General features: G+C 70.7%; 12 protein-coding genes, 1 tRNA gene and 2 pseudogenes. 9 read left to right on the top strand and 6 right to left on the bottom strand.

Annotated elements, in window-relative coordinates; all coding sequences use genetic code 11:
* Position 1: 1 nt before the first annotated feature.
* The 5 genes from ABZ948_RS12405 (at position 2) to ABZ948_RS12425 (ending at position 6507) form a co-directional block, all read left to right on the top strand.
* Positions 2 to 589 carry a dihydrofolate reductase family protein gene (locus ABZ948_RS12405; protein WP_359758868.1) on the top strand — a complete coding sequence of 196 codons (588 nt, stop codon included), beginning with the start codon at positions 2 to 4 and terminating at the stop codon, positions 587 to 589.
* A 286-nt stretch (positions 590 to 875) separates the two neighbouring features.
* Positions 876 to 2279 (top strand): FG-GAP-like repeat-containing protein, encoded by a 1404-nt coding sequence (locus tag ABZ948_RS12410; protein WP_359758869.1) that lies wholly within the window; start codon positions 876 to 878, stop codon positions 2277 to 2279.
* A gap of 190 nt (positions 2280 to 2469) precedes the next feature.
* Positions 2470 to 3918: an FG-GAP repeat domain-containing protein gene (locus ABZ948_RS12415; RefSeq protein ID WP_359758870.1), complete on the top strand. Its 1449-nt coding sequence runs from the start codon at positions 2470 to 2472 to the stop codon at positions 3916 to 3918.
* A 17-nt stretch (positions 3919 to 3935) separates the two neighbouring features.
* The gene (locus ABZ948_RS12420; protein ID WP_359758871.1) at positions 3936 to 5288 is read left to right on the top strand and encodes an FG-GAP and VCBS repeat-containing protein; all 1353 of its coding nucleotides are present in this window, start codon (positions 3936 to 3938) and stop codon (positions 5286 to 5288) included.
* A gap of 160 nt (positions 5289 to 5448) precedes the next feature.
* Positions 5449 to 6507 carry a Yip1 family protein gene (locus ABZ948_RS12425; protein WP_359758872.1) on the top strand — a complete coding sequence of 353 codons (1059 nt, stop codon included), beginning with the start codon at positions 5449 to 5451 and terminating at the stop codon, positions 6505 to 6507.
* 96 nt (positions 6508 to 6603) lie between these two features.
* Here ABZ948_RS12425 and ABZ948_RS12430 read toward each other — a convergent pair whose 3' ends face one another.
* Together ABZ948_RS12430 and dcd are read right to left on the bottom strand one after the other, a co-directional pair.
* Positions 6604 to 7101: a phosphoribosyltransferase gene (locus ABZ948_RS12430; RefSeq protein ID WP_359758873.1), complete on the bottom strand. Its 498-nt coding sequence runs from the start codon at positions 7099 to 7101 to the stop codon at positions 6604 to 6606.
* 11 nt (positions 7102 to 7112) lie between these two features.
* The gene (gene dcd, locus ABZ948_RS12435) at positions 7113 to 7688 is read right to left on the bottom strand and encodes a dCTP deaminase (protein ID WP_359758874.1); all 576 of its coding nucleotides are present in this window, start codon (positions 7686 to 7688) and stop codon (positions 7113 to 7115) included.
* Positions 7689 to 8205: 517 nt separating this feature from the next.
* On the opposite strand from dcd, the gene ABZ948_RS12440 reads away from it, so the two are divergent.
* Positions 8206 to 8279, top strand: a tRNA-Gly gene (locus tag ABZ948_RS12440).
* Between the two features lie 402 nt (positions 8280 to 8681).
* Here the strand turns inward: ABZ948_RS12440 and ABZ948_RS12445 are convergent.
* From ABZ948_RS12445 to ABZ948_RS12455, 3 genes and pseudogenes are all read right to left on the bottom strand, one after another.
* Positions 8682 to 9833, bottom strand: coding sequence for a helix-turn-helix domain-containing protein (locus ABZ948_RS12445; RefSeq protein ID WP_359758875.1), 1152 nt, complete (start codon positions 9831 to 9833; stop codon positions 8682 to 8684).
* A gap of 31 nt (positions 9834 to 9864) precedes the next feature.
* Positions 9865 to 10515 (bottom strand): hypothetical protein, encoded by a 651-nt coding sequence (locus ABZ948_RS12450; RefSeq protein WP_359758876.1) that lies wholly within the window; start codon positions 10513 to 10515, stop codon positions 9865 to 9867.
* A 213-nt stretch (positions 10516 to 10728) separates the two neighbouring features.
* Positions 10729 to 11658, bottom strand: a pseudogene (locus ABZ948_RS12455) (tyrosine-type recombinase/integrase); the annotation flags it as partial.
* Here ABZ948_RS12455 and ABZ948_RS12460 point away from each other — a divergent pair.
* From ABZ948_RS12460 to ABZ948_RS12470, 3 genes and pseudogenes are all read left to right on the top strand, one after another.
* A pseudogene (locus tag ABZ948_RS12460) lies at positions 11659 to 13132 on the top strand (relaxase/mobilization nuclease domain-containing protein); the annotation flags it as partial. It abuts the pseudogene before it with no gap.
* Positions 13133 to 13382: 250 nt separating this feature from the next.
* Complete coding sequence (locus ABZ948_RS12465) at positions 13383 to 13613, top strand: hypothetical protein (protein ID WP_359758877.1); 231 nt, start codon at positions 13383 to 13385, stop codon at positions 13611 to 13613.
* The gene (locus ABZ948_RS12470; RefSeq protein WP_359758878.1) at positions 13591 to 14103 is read left to right on the top strand and encodes a DUF6879 family protein; all 513 of its coding nucleotides are present in this window, start codon (positions 13591 to 13593) and stop codon (positions 14101 to 14103) included. The genes ABZ948_RS12465 and ABZ948_RS12470 overlap by 23 nt, the downstream gene beginning before the upstream one ends.
* Before the next feature lie 99 nt (positions 14104 to 14202).
* Here the strand turns inward: ABZ948_RS12470 and ABZ948_RS12475 are convergent, their stop codons facing one another.
* The gene (locus tag ABZ948_RS12475) at positions 14203 to 14985 is read right to left on the bottom strand and encodes a hypothetical protein (protein WP_359758879.1); all 783 of its coding nucleotides are present in this window, start codon (positions 14983 to 14985) and stop codon (positions 14203 to 14205) included.
* Between the last annotated feature and the right edge of the window lie 3 nt (positions 14986 to 14988).

Below are 14988 nucleotides of genomic sequence, written 5' to 3' on the forward strand. Positions count from 1 at the left end.
CATGGAACCACAAACCGCCACCGGCAAGGTGCTCTGGCACTTCTCGATGTCGCTGGACGGCTTCGTGGCGGGCCCAGGCCACACGATGGACTGGATGACGGGGGTGACGTTCCGCCCCGGCCTCGTCGAGGAGTACGCCGGGACGACCGGCGCGGTGCTCGGCGGCCGGACCGGCTGGGACGCCTACCCCGACCCCGGCGGGATCTACGGCGGCGCCTGGCAGGGGCCCGTCTTCGTGCTCACGCACCACCCGGAGGACGCCCGCCCCGTCCCCGGGGTGACCTTCCTGAACTGCGACGTCGCCGAGGCGCTCCGCATCGCGCTGGAGGCCGCCGGCGGGAAGAACGTCGAGGTCTTCTCGCCGACCATCGGCCGGCAGCTCCTGGAGCGCGGGCTGATCGACGAGATCGACCTGCATATCGTGCCCGTCCTGCTCGGCGACGGGATCCGGCTGTTCGACAACGCCGGGGGCGCGCCCGTACGGCTGGAGCTGCTCGTCGGCGGCGACCCCAGCGCGGCGGTCGACGTGCGGTACCGGCCGGTGCCCGCGAGTGACGGAACCCCGCCTCCCGGCCGCCCCGGAAATTAACCGAACTCACGTACAACCCTTACGTCCCCACGTGGGTCTCCTGATCGCCGACCAGCCGTGAACGCCCGGACAACTCCCGGCGAACACGGCAGGTCCCGGCACCTCATCGACGGTGGATGCCCGCCAGGCATCCCGCATGCCGCAGGAGACCCCGCATGCCCCAGCACGAGCGACGCGCCCCCGGGCGCCCGCACCCGCGCCCCGCACCACCTCGGGACTCCGCACCCACGCCCTGGGCCGGCCCCCTCGGCGCCTGAGCCCTGCCCCCTCTCTCCCGGAGCCCCGCTTGCGCAAGCGCACCCTCATCCTGGCCGCGGCCCTCACCACCGGCCTTCTCACCGCCGCCCCGGCCTCCGCCGCCCCCTCCGGCCTCGCCGGGGACTTCAACGGCGACGGATACCGGGACGTCGCGGCCGGCGCCCCCTGCACCGACGTCGGCTCGGCCTCCTGCGCCGGCGCGGTCGTCGTGCTGTACGGCTCGGCGTCCGGGGTCTCGGCCGCCCGCAGGGCCGTCATCACGCAGAACTCCGCGGGCGTCCCCGGCACCGCCGAGTCCGGCGACCTGTTCGGCGCCGCCCTGGCCGGCGGCGACCTCGACCGGGACGGCTACTCGGACCTCGTCGTCGGAGCCTCCAACGAGAGCATCGGCGACCGGGACGGCATCGGGTCCGGCACCGTCCTGTGGGGCAGCGCCTCGGGCCTGACCAGCGGCAAGGGCCTGCCGCAGCCGTCGACGCTCGCCGAGTACGGCAACTTCTCCCGGGGCATCGCGGCCGGCGACTTCGACGGCGACGGCGACCTCGACGTCACGCTCACCGGCCAGAGCCACACCCGCATCTACCGGGGCCCCTTCACCCGGGCCGGCGGCCCGTCGAGCCACTCCGTCGTCGGCGAACTCGGCACGACCTTCGAGGTGATCGCCGGGGACATGACCGGCGACGGCGCGGCCGAGCGCGTCTACCCGTTCAACGTGGACGGCGACACCGGCGGCCAGATCAACTACTTCCGCTGGACCGGGACGACGTACAAGATGGCCGAGCTGCCGAGCGCCGACGGCTACCCCGGTTCCATCGGCGACATCAACCGCGACGGCTACGGCGACCTCGTCCTCGGCGACCACACCGACCCCTATGACCTGAAGCCCGGCGGCCACAAGGGCGGCCAGGTCACCGTCTGGTACGGCGGCCCCACCGGCCCCGACCCGGCGCAGCAGCCGACCGTGATCCACCAGGACACCGCGGGCGTGCCCGGCGCGGGCGAGACCGACGACGGTTTCGGCCGGGCCGTGAGCACCGGCGACATCAACGGCGACGGGTACGCCGACGTCGTGGTCTCCGCGCCGGGCGAGGACCTCGGCGCGGCACGTGACGCGGGCTCGGTGACCGTGCTGTTCGGCTCCGCCGCCGGCCTGACCGCCACCGGCGCGAAGTCGTACACCCAGGACACCGCCGGGGTGCCCGGCTCCGCCGAGTCCGGGGACGGTTTCGGTTCCGCGGTCGCCCTGACGGACGTGACCAGGGACGGCCGGGCGGACCTGGTCGTCGGCGTCGCCGGCGAGAACTCCACGGGCGGCCTGTGGACCCTGCGCGGCTCCGCCTCCGGCCTGACCACGAGCGGCGCGCAGGGCATCACCACCACCGCCGTCGCCCTCAAGTCCGGTTCCGGCCTCGGCTCCGTCCTCGCCCAGTGACAGCCCGCCGACCGCCGCGCGGCTCCTTGATCGCCCAGTGACAGCCCGCCGACCGCCGCGCGGCCCAGCCGCCGCCCCGACCACCGGGGGCGCGACGGCGTCCGCCCGGACCACGGCGGGTGGGCCCGGCGGCCGCGAGCACGACCGCACCCACCTCTCGACCAGCACCTCCGACCCGACAGGGACCCCGATGCGCAAGCGCACCCTCCTCCTGGCCACGGCCCTCGCCACCGGCCTGCTCACCGCCCTGCCCGCGCAGGCGGCCACCGCCGCCCCCGCCGGCGGCCCGACCGCCGACTTCAACGGCGACGGCTACGGCGACGTCGCCTTCGCCGCCCCCTACGCCAAGGTCGACGGCCAGGGCATGGCCGGCTACGTCGCCGTCGTCTACGGCGGCGCCACCGGCCTCGACCCGGCCAAGCGCACGGTGGTCAGCCAGAACACCGCCGGCGTGCCCGGCGCCGCCGAGGCCGAGGACACCTTCGGCGACGCCCTCGCCGTGGCCGACCTCAACGGCGACGGCTACACCGACCTCGCGGCGGGCTCCTCCGGCGAGGACGTCGGCACGGACGGCGACGGCGGCTCGGTCACCGTGCTGTGGGGCTCGGCGAGCGGCCTGAAGAACGGCACCACGATCAAGGATCCGGCGGTCTCCGGGCACGACAACTGGGGCCGGCTGCTGACCGCGGGCGACTTCGACGGCGACGGCAAGGCCGACCTGGCCGTCGGCACCGGCTCCTCCCACGTCTACGTCGTCCGCGGCCCCTTCACCACGACCGGCACCAGCGGCGCCGCGCGGAAGATCGGCACGCCGGAGACGGCGTACAGCGTCGACGCCATGGACGCGGGCGACACCAACGCCGACGGCAGGTCGGACCTGGTCCTCACCTACCGGGTCCGGCTGAACGAGGACGGGACGGGCAGCTGGTCCAAGGGCGTCGCCTACCTCGGCACCCCCACCGGCCCCGACACCTCGGTCCCCCGCCCCCTGAACGGCGGCACCTCCCTCGCCCTCGGCGACATCGACGGCGACGGCTACGACGAGATCGCCCTCGGCAACGTCTTCTCGAAGGAGGACGACCACAGCGGCAGCCTCGGCGGCCAGGTCGTCGTCATCCGCGGCTCGGAGGGCGGCCCGGTCAACGGCGACGCGCCCATGGCGGAGCTCACCCAGGACTCCGAGGGCGTGCCCGGCGGCGACGAGGCGGGCGACGGCTTCGGCGGCGCGGTCTCCATCGGCGACAGCAACGGCGACGGCTACGGCGACCTCGCCATCGGCGTCGTCTTCGAAGACGTCTCCACCACCGAGGACACCGGCGCCACCGTCCTGATGAACGGCTCGGCCACCGGCGTCTCGCGCACCGGCGCCCGCACCTTCACCCAGGCCACCGCCGGCGTCCCCGGCTCGGCCGAGGCCATGGACTACTTCGGCTCCGACGTCCTGCTGGCCGACGTCACCAAGGACGGCCGCGCCGAGTTCACCATCACCGCCGGGTTCGAGGACGAGGGCGTCGGCGCGATCACGACCCTGCGCGGCTCGACCACCGGCCCCGTCACCGACGGCGCCCGCTCCTTCGGCCCGGGCAGCCTCGGCCAGACCCGCTCGTACGGCGCCTTCGGCGCCGGCCTCATCGGCTGACGCACCAGGGAGACACCATGCGCAGAACCACCACGACCGCCCTGGCCGCCGCCCTGCTGGCCACCGGCGTCACCCCCGTGTTCCTCACCGCCCCCGCCTCCGCGGCGGTGGCGAAGCACTACGACGACTTCAACGGCGACGGCCGCCGCGACCTGGCCTACGGCGGCTACAACGGCGACGGCCGCGAGGGCGGCACCGTCACCGTCCTCTACTCCACCGCCGGCGGCCCCGACACCTCCCGCGTCCAGCGCGTCCACCAGGACAGCGCCGGCATCCCCGGGTCCGGCGAGGAGGACGACCAGTTCGGCGAGTCCCTCGCGAGCGCCGACCTCAACAAGGACGGCTACGCGGACCTCGTCGTCGGCAACCCCACCGAGCACGTGGGCGGCGACGACTACCGCGGCACGGTCACCGTCGTCTGGGGCTCCAAGTCCGGTCTGTCCGGCGGCACCAACCTCGCGCCCGTCGGCGGCGCGGGCGGCCACTTCGGCCGCGACCTGGCCACCGGCGACTTCACCGGCGACGGCTCCCCCGACCTGGCCGTGATCGGCGGCGAGGAGGCGTGGCTCTACCGCGGCCCCTTCACCAAGTCCGGCACGACCGGCAGGGTCAGCAAGATCGACAAGGGGTCCGTGGGCTGGTACTCCTCCGCCCTCGCGGCCGGCAAGGTCGACGGGGACGGCAGGACGGACCTCGTGGTGATCGGCACGGAGATCGCCGGCAGCGACATCCGCGAGCGCGCCTGGTACCTGAAGGGCACGTCCACCGGCCTCGCCTCGGGCGCGTCCAGGACCCTCAGCGACCGGCAGCAGGGCCTCTACCCGAGCCCGGTCATCGGCGACTTCGACAAGAACGGCTACGGCGACATCGCCCTCGGCATACCCGACAAGGACGGCGGCAAGGGCGCGGTCACGATCTGGCGCGGCACCTCCTCCGGGCCGGGCACCTCGACCACCCTCACCCAGGCCACCTCGGGCGTCTCCGGCAGCCCCGAGGCCGGGGACGACTTCGGCTACGCGATCTCGGCCGCGGACGCGAACGGCGACGGCTACGCGGACCTCGCGGTCGGCGTGCCCCACGAGGACGTCGACGGCCGGGAGGACCAGGGCGGCGTCCACCTCTTCCGCGGCGGCTCCGGCGGCCTCACCGGCGCCCGCTCCTCGTGGATCGCGCAGACGGTGCTCGGCCCGGCCGACTCCCACACCGCCTTCGGCTACACCCTGCGCCTGCGCGACCTGACCGCCGACGGCAAGGCGGACCTGGCCGTCGGCGCGGCGAGCGGCGCGCTGCTGATGCGGGGCACCGCCACGGTGCCGACGAAGACCGGCGCGATCACCCTGCCGGAACTGGGCGGCACGCTGCCCGACTGACAGGGGGCGATGCCCGACTGGCAGGGGGCGATGTCCGACTGACACCGCCGCGAGGGCCGGGGCGAGGCCCGACCGACGCCACCACGACGGCTCGGGGCGAGGCCCGTACGGCCGAACCCTGACGCCCCACCCGGGCCCCAAGGCCCGTACCCCTTAAGGGATGTCACAGCTCGGCCGCAAAGCCGGGCCCGGATGCCCGGGCCCGGCACACCACCGCCGGGGACCAGGTACGTTCGAAGACGTGGCTGGATTCAGGATCGGACGCGGCCGGAACAACGGCGCTCCTCAGACGCGACCGCACAACCCTCCGAACGGGCAGCAGACGCCGCAGGGGCCGTCGTACGGCTACCCGCCGGCGCCGCAGCCGTACCCGCAGCAGCCGCCGTACGGCAACGGCGGCGGCCCCACGTGGCCGCAGCCGAACGCCGGACCCGGCGGCGGCTACGGCGGTCACGGTGGTCAGGGCGGTCACGGTGGTCACGGCGAGCCGGAGTACTTCGGCGACGGCGCGTACCCGCCCGGCCCGCAGGGCCCGCACGACCCGTACGCGGCGAACAACCCGGGCCACACCCAGGCCTTCTCGGTGGGCGAGGACCCCTACACCCAGGGCGACACCTACCGCGCCGGCTCGGCCGCCCCGCCGCCCGGCTCGGCCGCCCCGCCGCCCGGCCCGGTCGGCCCGCGCCTGCACTGGAAGGCCCTGCTCCGCGGGATCGTCCTGGCCCCGAACCAGACGTTCCTCCAGATGCGGGACTACACGATGTGGGGCCCGGCCCTGATCGTCACGTTCCTCTACGGCCTGCTCGCCGTGTTCGGCTTCGACGGCGCCCGCAAGGATGCGATAAACGCCACACTGTCGAACGCGATCCCGATCGTCCTGACGACGGCCGTCGCGATGGTGCTGAGCGCGTTCGTCCTGGGCGTGGTCACCCACACCCTGGCCCGCCAGCTCGGCGGCGACGGCGCCTGGCAGCCCACGGTCGGCCTCTCCATGCTGATCATGTCCCTCACGGACGCGCCCCGCCTGGTCTTCGCGATGTTCGCGGGCGGCGACGCGACGTTCGTCCAGCTGCTCGGCTGGGCCACCTGGGTCGCGGGCGGTGTGCTGCTCACCCTCATGGTCGGCCGCTCCCACGACCTGCCCTGGCCGAAGGCGCTGGGCGCGTCGGCGATCCAGCTGATCGCGCTGCTGTCGATCGTGAAGCTGGGCACGGTCTGAGGTCTGCCGCACGCACGCACACATATACGCACATACGTACGTACGAGAAAGGGGCTCCCCGGCCGGGGAGCCCCTTTTCGGCACGTCACGCCGCTCTCAGGCGTCGAGAACCTGCCCGGTCCGCCGCACCACGGGCGGTTCGACACTCCACGGGAAGTTGATCCAGTCGTCGGTCCGCTTCCACACGTACTCGCACTTCACCAGCGACTGGGACTTCTCGTAGATCACCGCGCTGCGCACCTCGGCGACGGTGTCGAGGCAGAAGTCGCGCACCAGCTTGAGGGTCTTGCCGGTGTCGGCGACGTCGTCGGTGATCAGCACCTTCTTGTCGGAGAAGTCGATCACGTTGGGAACGGGCGCGAGCATGACGGGCATCTCGAGGGTGGTCCCCACGCCCGTGTAGAACTCGACGTTCACCAGGTGGATGTTCTTGCAGTCGAGGGCGTAGGCGAGCCCGCCGGCCACGAAGACACCGCCGCGGGCGATGCTCAGCACTATGTCGGGCTCGTACCCGTCGTCGGCGATGACCTGCGCGAGCTCGCGCACGGCGGCCCCGAACCGCTCGTAGGAAAGGTTCTCCCGCACAGGGCTCATGCTGTTGTCGCTCACACCTGGGTCCGATGGAAGTTGAGGAAGGACCGGGAGGCGGTCGGTCCGCGCTGGCCCTGGTACCGGGACCCGTACCGCTCGCTGCCGTAGGGGAAGTCGGCGGGCGAGCTCAGCTTGAACATGCACAGCTGCCCGATCTTCATGCCCGGCCAGAGCTTGATGGGCAGAGTGGCGAGGTTCGACAGCTCCAGGGTGACGTGCCCGCTGAACCCGGGGTCGATGAACCCGGCCGTGGAATGCGTCACCAGCCCCAGCCGCCCCAGCGAGCTCTTGCCCTCCAGCCGGGAGGCGAGATCGTCGGGCAGCGTGATGACCTCGTAGGTACTGGCGAGGACGAACTCCCCGGGGTGCAGGATGAACGGCTCGTCCCCCTCCGGCTCCACGAGCCGGGTCAGGTCCGCCTGCTCGATGGAGGGGTCGATGTGGGGGTACCGGTGATTCTCGAACACCCGGAAGTAGCGGTCCAGCCGCACATCGATGCTCGACGGCTGCACCATCGCGTCGTCATAGGGATCGATCCGCACCCGCCCGGCGTCGATCTCGGCCCGGATGTCCTTGTCTGAGAGAAGCACGCCCCGAGGATACGCAAGGCGCGCGGAGCGCCCACAACCGGACGACTCCGCGCGCCTGCGCTGCTTGCTGCTGTCGCTCTGTCCGCTACCGCTTCTGGTAGCTCACGGGCACCACGCTCCTCAGCCGCGCACAGCGCGGACACCGAAGAAGCCGGCCGGGGCCGAGCCGCTCGGCCTGCTGCATCGGGAACGAAGCGGTGGTGAACACGTGCCCATCCGCACAGCGGACGACGGTGCGCTCCATCAAGTCCAAGAGTCCCTTCCCCAAGAGCCGCGTCTGGCTGCTGCTTGCCTGACGACAAAAGCCACAGTACGGGATCAAAGGGACGGCCCTCCAGGCGGCACTCCGGTCCCGCCCGGACCCTCGTCGACGCCCACACCGTACGCCCCAACTCCGTTCCCCCGCAGCCGCATCCCAGTCCTGAAACGCCCTCAGACCCCGCGGTGTGAACACCGGGGGCCTGGCATGAGGTAGAGTGGGCGAGCATTCGGACACCGACTCCGGTCGGCGTCTTACGCGGGTGTAGTTTAATGGTAGAACATCAGCTTCCCAAGCTGAGAGCGCGAGTTCGATTCTCGTCACCCGCTCCATGATGAAACCCCAGGTCAGCGACCTGGGGTTTGTTTGTTGTCTAGACCAATTTTGAGGCGGCATGCCCTCTGCGTGCCCTAAGTCGAGGCGAAGCCGCCACTTCCGGGGTGTTCACGGGCCGTTTTGGGTGGCTCAACCTCCACGGGTCTCAAATAGCGAGACGCGTTTCATGTGACCTGCACCACCACTGTGGGCCGTGCCTGTGGAGTCGCTTACGCAAAGCGGCAGTTCAACGGAGGAGGCGTGCGCAGCCCTTCGCCGACAGCTCCCCGAACACCACCGGGTCGCCAGGCTGCGGCTTAGGGACGCGCACAGCCGTAGCAGCTTGTCCCGTGCTGGGCTCACGCCGAAGCAGGCGTAGCAGGCCCCGGGGGGTCCGGCCCTACTCGCCGGACGACATATCAGCGGACCACAGACAGCTGCGGCCGGTCGTGGACACCGCCGTGCCGCCCCTCTCCCTCCTGCGCGGTGACAACGAGCCCAAAGATCAGGTCGTTGAGGTCGGCCGGCCGGAGATGCAGCTCGCGGGCCACGTCGGCAGGCCGCGTCCCCTCGCTGCGCAGAGCACTGAACACCTTGCCCAGCACCTGGGAGGTCTCGCGGACGACTCCGCTTCGCGGCTCTGACTTGCGGTAGCCGAGGCGGCCGAGCTCCACACAGTGGGTGCGGTACTGCCATTCGGTGGTCAGGCCCAGTTCGTGCAGCCGGTGTGCGAGCGCCATGGCAGCAACCTTCCAACGGCGCTTGGCCTCGAGGATCCAACTCGTGCTCGCGCCATGCGGCGCGTGGGCGAGGACGTCCGCTCGGGGCATGAGGAACGCGGCTGCGAACCGGTGCGCTTCCGCCTCAGCCTGCGGCCCGTGCGGCATCTGTTCCTCGCCGTGCAGGACGAGGTGTCCGAGTTCGTGGGCGGCGTCGAAACGCCCGCGTTCCGCGGTCTTCTCGGTGCTCAGCAGCATGAACGGGATTCCCCGGTCCCAGAAGGAGAACGCATCGACCTCAGGGCAGTCCCGGGAAAGGGAGAAGACGCGGACGCCGTGCGCCTCCAACAGGTGCACCACGTTCGAGATCGGGGCGTTCCCAAGTCCCCAGCGGGCCCGCACCAGGGAGGCGGCTTCCTCCGCCGGGACGTCCGTGCCGACCGCCTCCCCGGGATGAGGAATCTGATCCTCGTCCGAGCCCAGACGACTGAACGAGGTCAGCGACGGGATGTCGGGGGCGGGCAGGCGAAAGTGCGCGCCGATCCAGTCGTGCAGTGTGCGCGCCAGCCGTCCGGAGCTGAGGGCGATGTCCCGCTGGGAGGCGGTCATCTTGCTCAGGGCACGGAAGCTGACCGAGTCGACCGTCAGCTCGGCGACCTCCTCGGCGCTGAAGAAGGAAGGCGGGAACTCCAGCGCTGCCGCCAGTGCTTCCAGCGACGGAGGGCTGGGAGTGGCCCGTCCGTTCTCGAAGTCGGACAGCCTTCGTGGCGTCAGGCCAGCCATCTGGGCGAGTCGGGTGACGGTCAGCCCTCGGCGCTTGCGCGCCAGGACTAGCCGGGATGCGGTGGTCATGAGAGGAGCCAAATAGGTCGGGGCAGGGCGGTCAGGACAGGCGCTCGATCGGGATGTCGATGCCGCCCTGGTCGTCGCCATCGTCGACGAACGGAGTGAAGCCCTCGAAGTCGATCCAGGGGAGGATGATCCGCTCGTACCAGCTGCTGATCTTGCCACGGCTGCCGGTGTCGTTCGGAAACGACAGCTCCGCGTGGAGACGAGTGCCCTGATCGGTCTTCGAGTGGTGGTAGAGCAGGAACCAGGTCGGGATACCGTCCCCGGCATCCTGTTGCTCGGGCTCTGTTTCGGCGCCGCCGAACAGCAACAGCTGACGGTTGGCCTCCACTCGCTTCATCACCGCGTTGCCCTTCGGGTAGCGGGTGGAGGGCGTGAGGGCGGCGTATCCGGTCTCCGGGCTGCCACTGGAAGCCGTGATCGCGTAATCGCCGGAGGGTGCGACGAGCAGCGGAACGTTGCTGGGGCTGGCGCTCGTCCACCCGTCCGGGATGTACGTCTCCCGCAAGAAACGGATCGTGCGGCCCCAGAAGATGTTGCCGGGCAGCGAGACCGGATCCAGAGGCGTGCAGAAGTTGCGCTCCGACTCAGCTCGCCGCAGGGCGTCTTCGATTCCCTTGACGGACAGCCCCAGCTCGGCGAGCCGATCACGGACCTTGAGGTCCTCCGCGTGCACGACAGTCATGCCCAGCCTCTCGACGCCCCCACCTAACTTCCGGAAATCCTCCCTCAAATGAGGTGGGAAATCAAGAAATCAGGCTGGTCAGCGAGGGCACAGCTTGGAAGCCCAGCAAGGGACGGGCTACTTCTCCCGGAAACCGGCAGCTCAGCCCACGCGGGGTCTGGCCGAGTGACCAGACCCGGAGTGGACAGCACGGACTCATGCCTCGCGGGCACTCTAGGCTGTGCCTGCTTCGCGGAGCTGTGCGCGCACCTCGGCGTCGATGCCCTGCGCCAGCTTGCGCTGGTGCTTCGCCGTCGAGTGCTGATAGATCAGCTGGGCCCGCTCCGAGGACTGGCCGGCGCGGACCATGAGGTCCTTCAGCTTGGCGCCGGTGTCGGTGGCGAGGGTGTTGCCGGTGTGCCGAAGGTCGTAGAAGCGGAAGTTCTCCGGCATGCCGACCTTGGTCCTGGCCTTGCGCCACTTGCGACCGAAGGTCGAGCGGCGGAACGGGGCGCCCTTCTCGCCGACGAAGATGAGGCCGTTCGCCTCTTTCTCGGCGAACCACTGCAGGTGTCGGCGCAGCTCCGGGAGCAGGAAGTCGGGAAGGTAGACGGTGCGTTTGCCCGCGCGGGACTTGGGGTCGCCTGTGACCCGTCTTCCGTTCGTCAGTTCCGGGGAGGCGTGTGTGACGCGTAGGGAGCATTCGTCGAGATCGACACTGCGTCGGCGCAGTTCGGCCAGTTCCTCGGGTCGGAGTGAGGCGAAGGCGCCGAGGAGGACCATGAGGCGCCAGCGGGGGCCCATCGCGTCGGCGAGGTCGAAGACCTGCTCGATGGTGGCGGTGGGCCGCTCGTCGGCCTCCTCCTTGCCGGCACCCTTGATGCGGCACGGGTTGCTGCGCAGGAGGTCGTCGTCGACCGCGGTCTGAAGGATGGCCTTCAGCAGGCGGTACGACTTGGCCACCGTGGTGGCGCCGGTCGCTTTCAGGCGCTCGGCTCGCCATGTGCGGACGGAGGGCGGCGTGATCTCGTCCAGGTCCTTGCCGCCGAAGGTCGGCAGGATGTGCAGGCGCAGCAGACCGTCGTAGCGGTCGAGCGTGGTGGGCGCCAGACCCCGCTCCTCCATCCAGCGGAGTGCGTACTTCTCGAAGTTCACGGCGCCGGAGCGCCGGACGCCCCGGTCCTGTCCGACGAGCGGTGGGGCGACATAGCCCGTCGCATGGTCGCCGCCACCGGCATCGATCCTGGCGACGGCGCCGGCTGCCGCTGGGCCGCTGTCCGGCACGCCGACGACCACATCCATATCATCGCCACGCTCGTACGGGAGGACGGCCGCCGCCCCGACCACCACCGCTCCGGCAAGCGCGCTCAAGCCGAGTGCCGCCTCATCGAAAAGGAACTCGGCCTGCACCAAGGCGCCCCCGGGGACGGCACCGCCGCCAAGCGCACCACCAGCGCCGAGCGGCACAAGGCCGCACGGCAGGGCAGGGAGCGCCCCGCGCGGGAGGAGCTGCGCGAGACCGTACGGCGCGCCGTGGCCGGCGCCACCAGCGAGGAGGAGTTCTTCGACCGCCTGGCCGCCGCCGGTGTGCTGATCCGGCAGCGCGTCGCACCCTCCGGCGACCTGCTCGGATACAAGGTCGCACTTCCCGACGACCGCAACGACGCCCAGGAACCGGTCTTCTATGCGGGCTCCACGCTCGCTCCCGACCTGTCCCTGCCCCGAATCCGCCAACGCTGGTCCGGCGAAACGCCCGCCCGGAGCACAGATACGCCCTCGCACCAAGACCACAGGCACCGCGCCGAGTGGCCCCGCAACGGCGCGACGCCGGGCAGCCACGGCCGCGTGGCAGGCGGTGCTGGTCATCGATCATGGCGAGGCCGCTGTGGTGGCCGCGCAGATCGCGGCGGCCGGGGAAGTCCTCGACGCGCTCGCCAAAACCTCTGCCGCTCACACCCGCACGGAGCTGCGCGAGGCGGCCTTCGCCTTCGAACGAGCCACCCGCTCCCATGTGAAGGCCGAGCGCGGACACGACCGCGCCCTATGCCAGGCCGCCCGAGACCTCGTCTACAGCGGCCCGGCGCTCAGTCGCGGGGAGGACGGGGCGACCACGGCGATGATGATCGACATGGCGTTCTTTCTCGTCACCGCCGCCGCCCACTGGCAGGCGAAGAAGGGGCACGGTCAACAGGCAGTCGCCGCCCGGCAGGCCGCCGAGCACCTGCGCACTGCCTATCGGGCCGCTCCCGACGTCCCGCTTGGGGCGCTGTACCAGCGGGGGCGGCGCCTGTCGCAGCCCCTGCGCCAGAGGCAGACCGCCCACCTGCGTCTGGCGGTGCCGGAGCTGGCGGGAAAGGTCCTTGCCGAACCGGGCTGGCATGCGCTGGCCGCCACCCTTGCCGACGCTGAAACCGCTGGACACGATCCGGCCGCGCTCCTGGCCGAGGCGGCTGAGCAGCAAGAGCTTCAGTCCGCGGACTCGGTCAGCGACGTGCTGGCATGGCGGCTGCGCCGCATGGCCGACCTGCCTGCCGACGCAACGACGATGCCCAAGCGCACCACCAATGCGGCCACGGGCAGCGGTCGTGCCACCCGGCCCTCACCGAGCCGAGACCACCGCCCCCGCAAGGCACGGTGATTCAGGGCGTACGCCGGTGCCCTCTGCCAAGGCCCAAGCAGATGGCGCCGATGGGGCAGGGTGGCCAGAGGGCGGCCAGGTGAACCGCCGAATGGACTGCATCCACACGTCCGTGCGCCGTCAACCAGGCTTCCCCGCTCAAGGTCGCCGCTCGAAGTCCCTGGCAAATTCCGGCAAGTTCCTCGCTCTGCGGCGAAGTTGCAGGCAAGCTCTGGCACAGAGATCGTTACCGGCTTCCGAGGAGGACACCATGGCCCTGCGTAAGCTCGGCAAGGACCCGGAGAATCCCAGTGGCGGCTCCCCCACCATCTACCTCGACGAGGAGAAGGACACCTACGTCGTACAGGGGTGGACGGTGGACGACGTCGCCCGCCTCAGTCAGATGGACATCCCGGGCCACGAGTCGGCGGTGGAGATCCCCCGGCGCATGGTGCAGTTCTTCCTGGAGGTGAAGAAGAGTGACGAGGACCCCGACGTTTGAGGAACTGTTCCGCGACTGCCAGAGGACGGCTGTCCATCTGGAGATGCGCGACGCCTACATGAAGTCGGACCCCGCCTTCATCGACTGGAAGGCCGGTCAGACCCTCGACCCCGCCGGGCGCTGGGCCGACTGGCACAGCATCGTTACGGCCGCCACCGCACGAGGCGTCGAAGTGCGCCGAGCCAGGATCGTTTCGATGCCCGTCAGCGAGTACATCCGCTTCGAGTACGACGTGACCGACGGGCTCAACATCGCTGCCGGCGAAGACGTGCGCTGGCTCTCGCGCCGCAGCACCACGGACCTCATGCTTCCGGGCAACGACTTCTGGCTGTTCGACTCCAGCCTCGTTCTCGTCAATCACTTCGACGGCGAGGGCGAGAACATGGAGGTCGAGTTCACGGAAGACCCCGAGGTGGCGAAGCTCTGCGAGTCGGCCTTCGAGGCCGTGTGGCAGCGGGCAACGCCCCACGCAGAGTTCGAGTTGGCCTGACGGCCCGAGCAGTACCGTCACAGACATGACCTCGCCATCTTCGAGCGTTCAGGAAGCCCGTAAGGCGCTCGGACAACGCCTGGCCGACCGTCACTGAGGTCACGCTTCCTGCTTGGCGTCGATCTCGGCGATCAGGGCCTCGATCCGGTCCGCGGGAGGGGACACCACTTCGCGCCGGCGCGTGGATGCTGGAAGCGTGGGCGTGTCTCGGAGTAGCACGGCGGTGGCGGGCGCCGGAGTCGTTGTCAGTGCAGCTGGCGTGGTCAGGGCCCGTGAGGGCTTTTGTGGGTGTCGCTCACTCATACTGTCGTCGATACGCACGATGAACCCAGTGGTCTTCCCCGCCGAGTCAGCCGGATCCGCCATGTCGGCCACCACCGAGATCCTCTCGTACAGCGTCTTGCCCCGAGCACGGCGGGCCGGATCCTCGGATCGTGCGACGGCGCGGAGCACATCGAGAATCCGGACCAGATTGTGGCCCGAGACGAGCACATCCTGCATTCCGTCGGCGCTCTTGGTAATGCGACCCTGAGGCAGGTTCGGATCGACGGTGAAGAGGTTCAGCTGCCTGCCGTTCGGACCGACCCGGCTCCACCCGTCGTACGTGCTCTGCGACCAAGAAGGTTCCCACACCCCGAAGGCCGCCCGCGCCATGAACGTCCACGTGTCCTCGTGACAGCGCAACGTGACGTAGGAGATGCCCGCCAGTCCCCGCATCACCTCGCCGTGCCGGGCTGCGGAAACCTCGTTCGCGGCACGCGCGGCGAGGGCAACGGCTCGGTCCTCCTCGCGCCACCGCTCTTCTTGCTCCCAGCGGCGCTTTGCCAGCTCCCGCTTATTCCGCTGGTTTTCGACGTACTGTTCGATAAGGCTCCTGAGCACGAC

The organism is Streptomyces olindensis (assembly GCF_040645895.1).
GTDB classification, from domain to species: domain Bacteria; phylum Actinomycetota; class Actinomycetes; order Streptomycetales; family Streptomycetaceae; genus Streptomyces; species Streptomyces olindensis.

What these genes read in the sequence shown, in the direction of transcription:
- ABZ948_RS12405 (WP_359758868.1), top strand. Translation starts at nt 2, where the DNA reads ATGGAACCACAAACCGCCACCGGCAAGGTGCTCTGGCACTTCTCGATG.
- ABZ948_RS12425 (WP_359758872.1), top strand. Translation starts at nt 5,449, where the DNA reads ATGTCACAGCTCGGCCGCAAAGCCGGGCCCGGATGCCCGGGCCCGGCA.
- ABZ948_RS12430 (WP_359758873.1), bottom strand. Translation starts at nt 7,101, where the DNA reads ATGAGCCCTGTGCGGGAGAACCTTTCCTACGAGCGGTTCGGGGCCGCC.
- ABZ948_RS12465 (WP_359758877.1), top strand. Translation starts at nt 13,383, where the DNA reads ATGGCCCTGCGTAAGCTCGGCAAGGACCCGGAGAATCCCAGTGGCGGC.
- ABZ948_RS12420 (WP_359758871.1), top strand. Translation starts at nt 3,936, where the DNA reads ATGCGCAGAACCACCACGACCGCCCTGGCCGCCGCCCTGCTGGCCACC.
- ABZ948_RS12445 (WP_359758875.1), bottom strand. Translation starts at nt 9,833, where the DNA reads ATGACCACCGCATCCCGGCTAGTCCTGGCGCGCAAGCGCCGAGGGCTG.
- ABZ948_RS12450 (WP_359758876.1), bottom strand. Translation starts at nt 10,515, where the DNA reads ATGACTGTCGTGCACGCGGAGGACCTCAAGGTCCGTGATCGGCTCGCC.
- ABZ948_RS12415 (WP_359758870.1), top strand. Translation starts at nt 2,470, where the DNA reads ATGCGCAAGCGCACCCTCCTCCTGGCCACGGCCCTCGCCACCGGCCTG.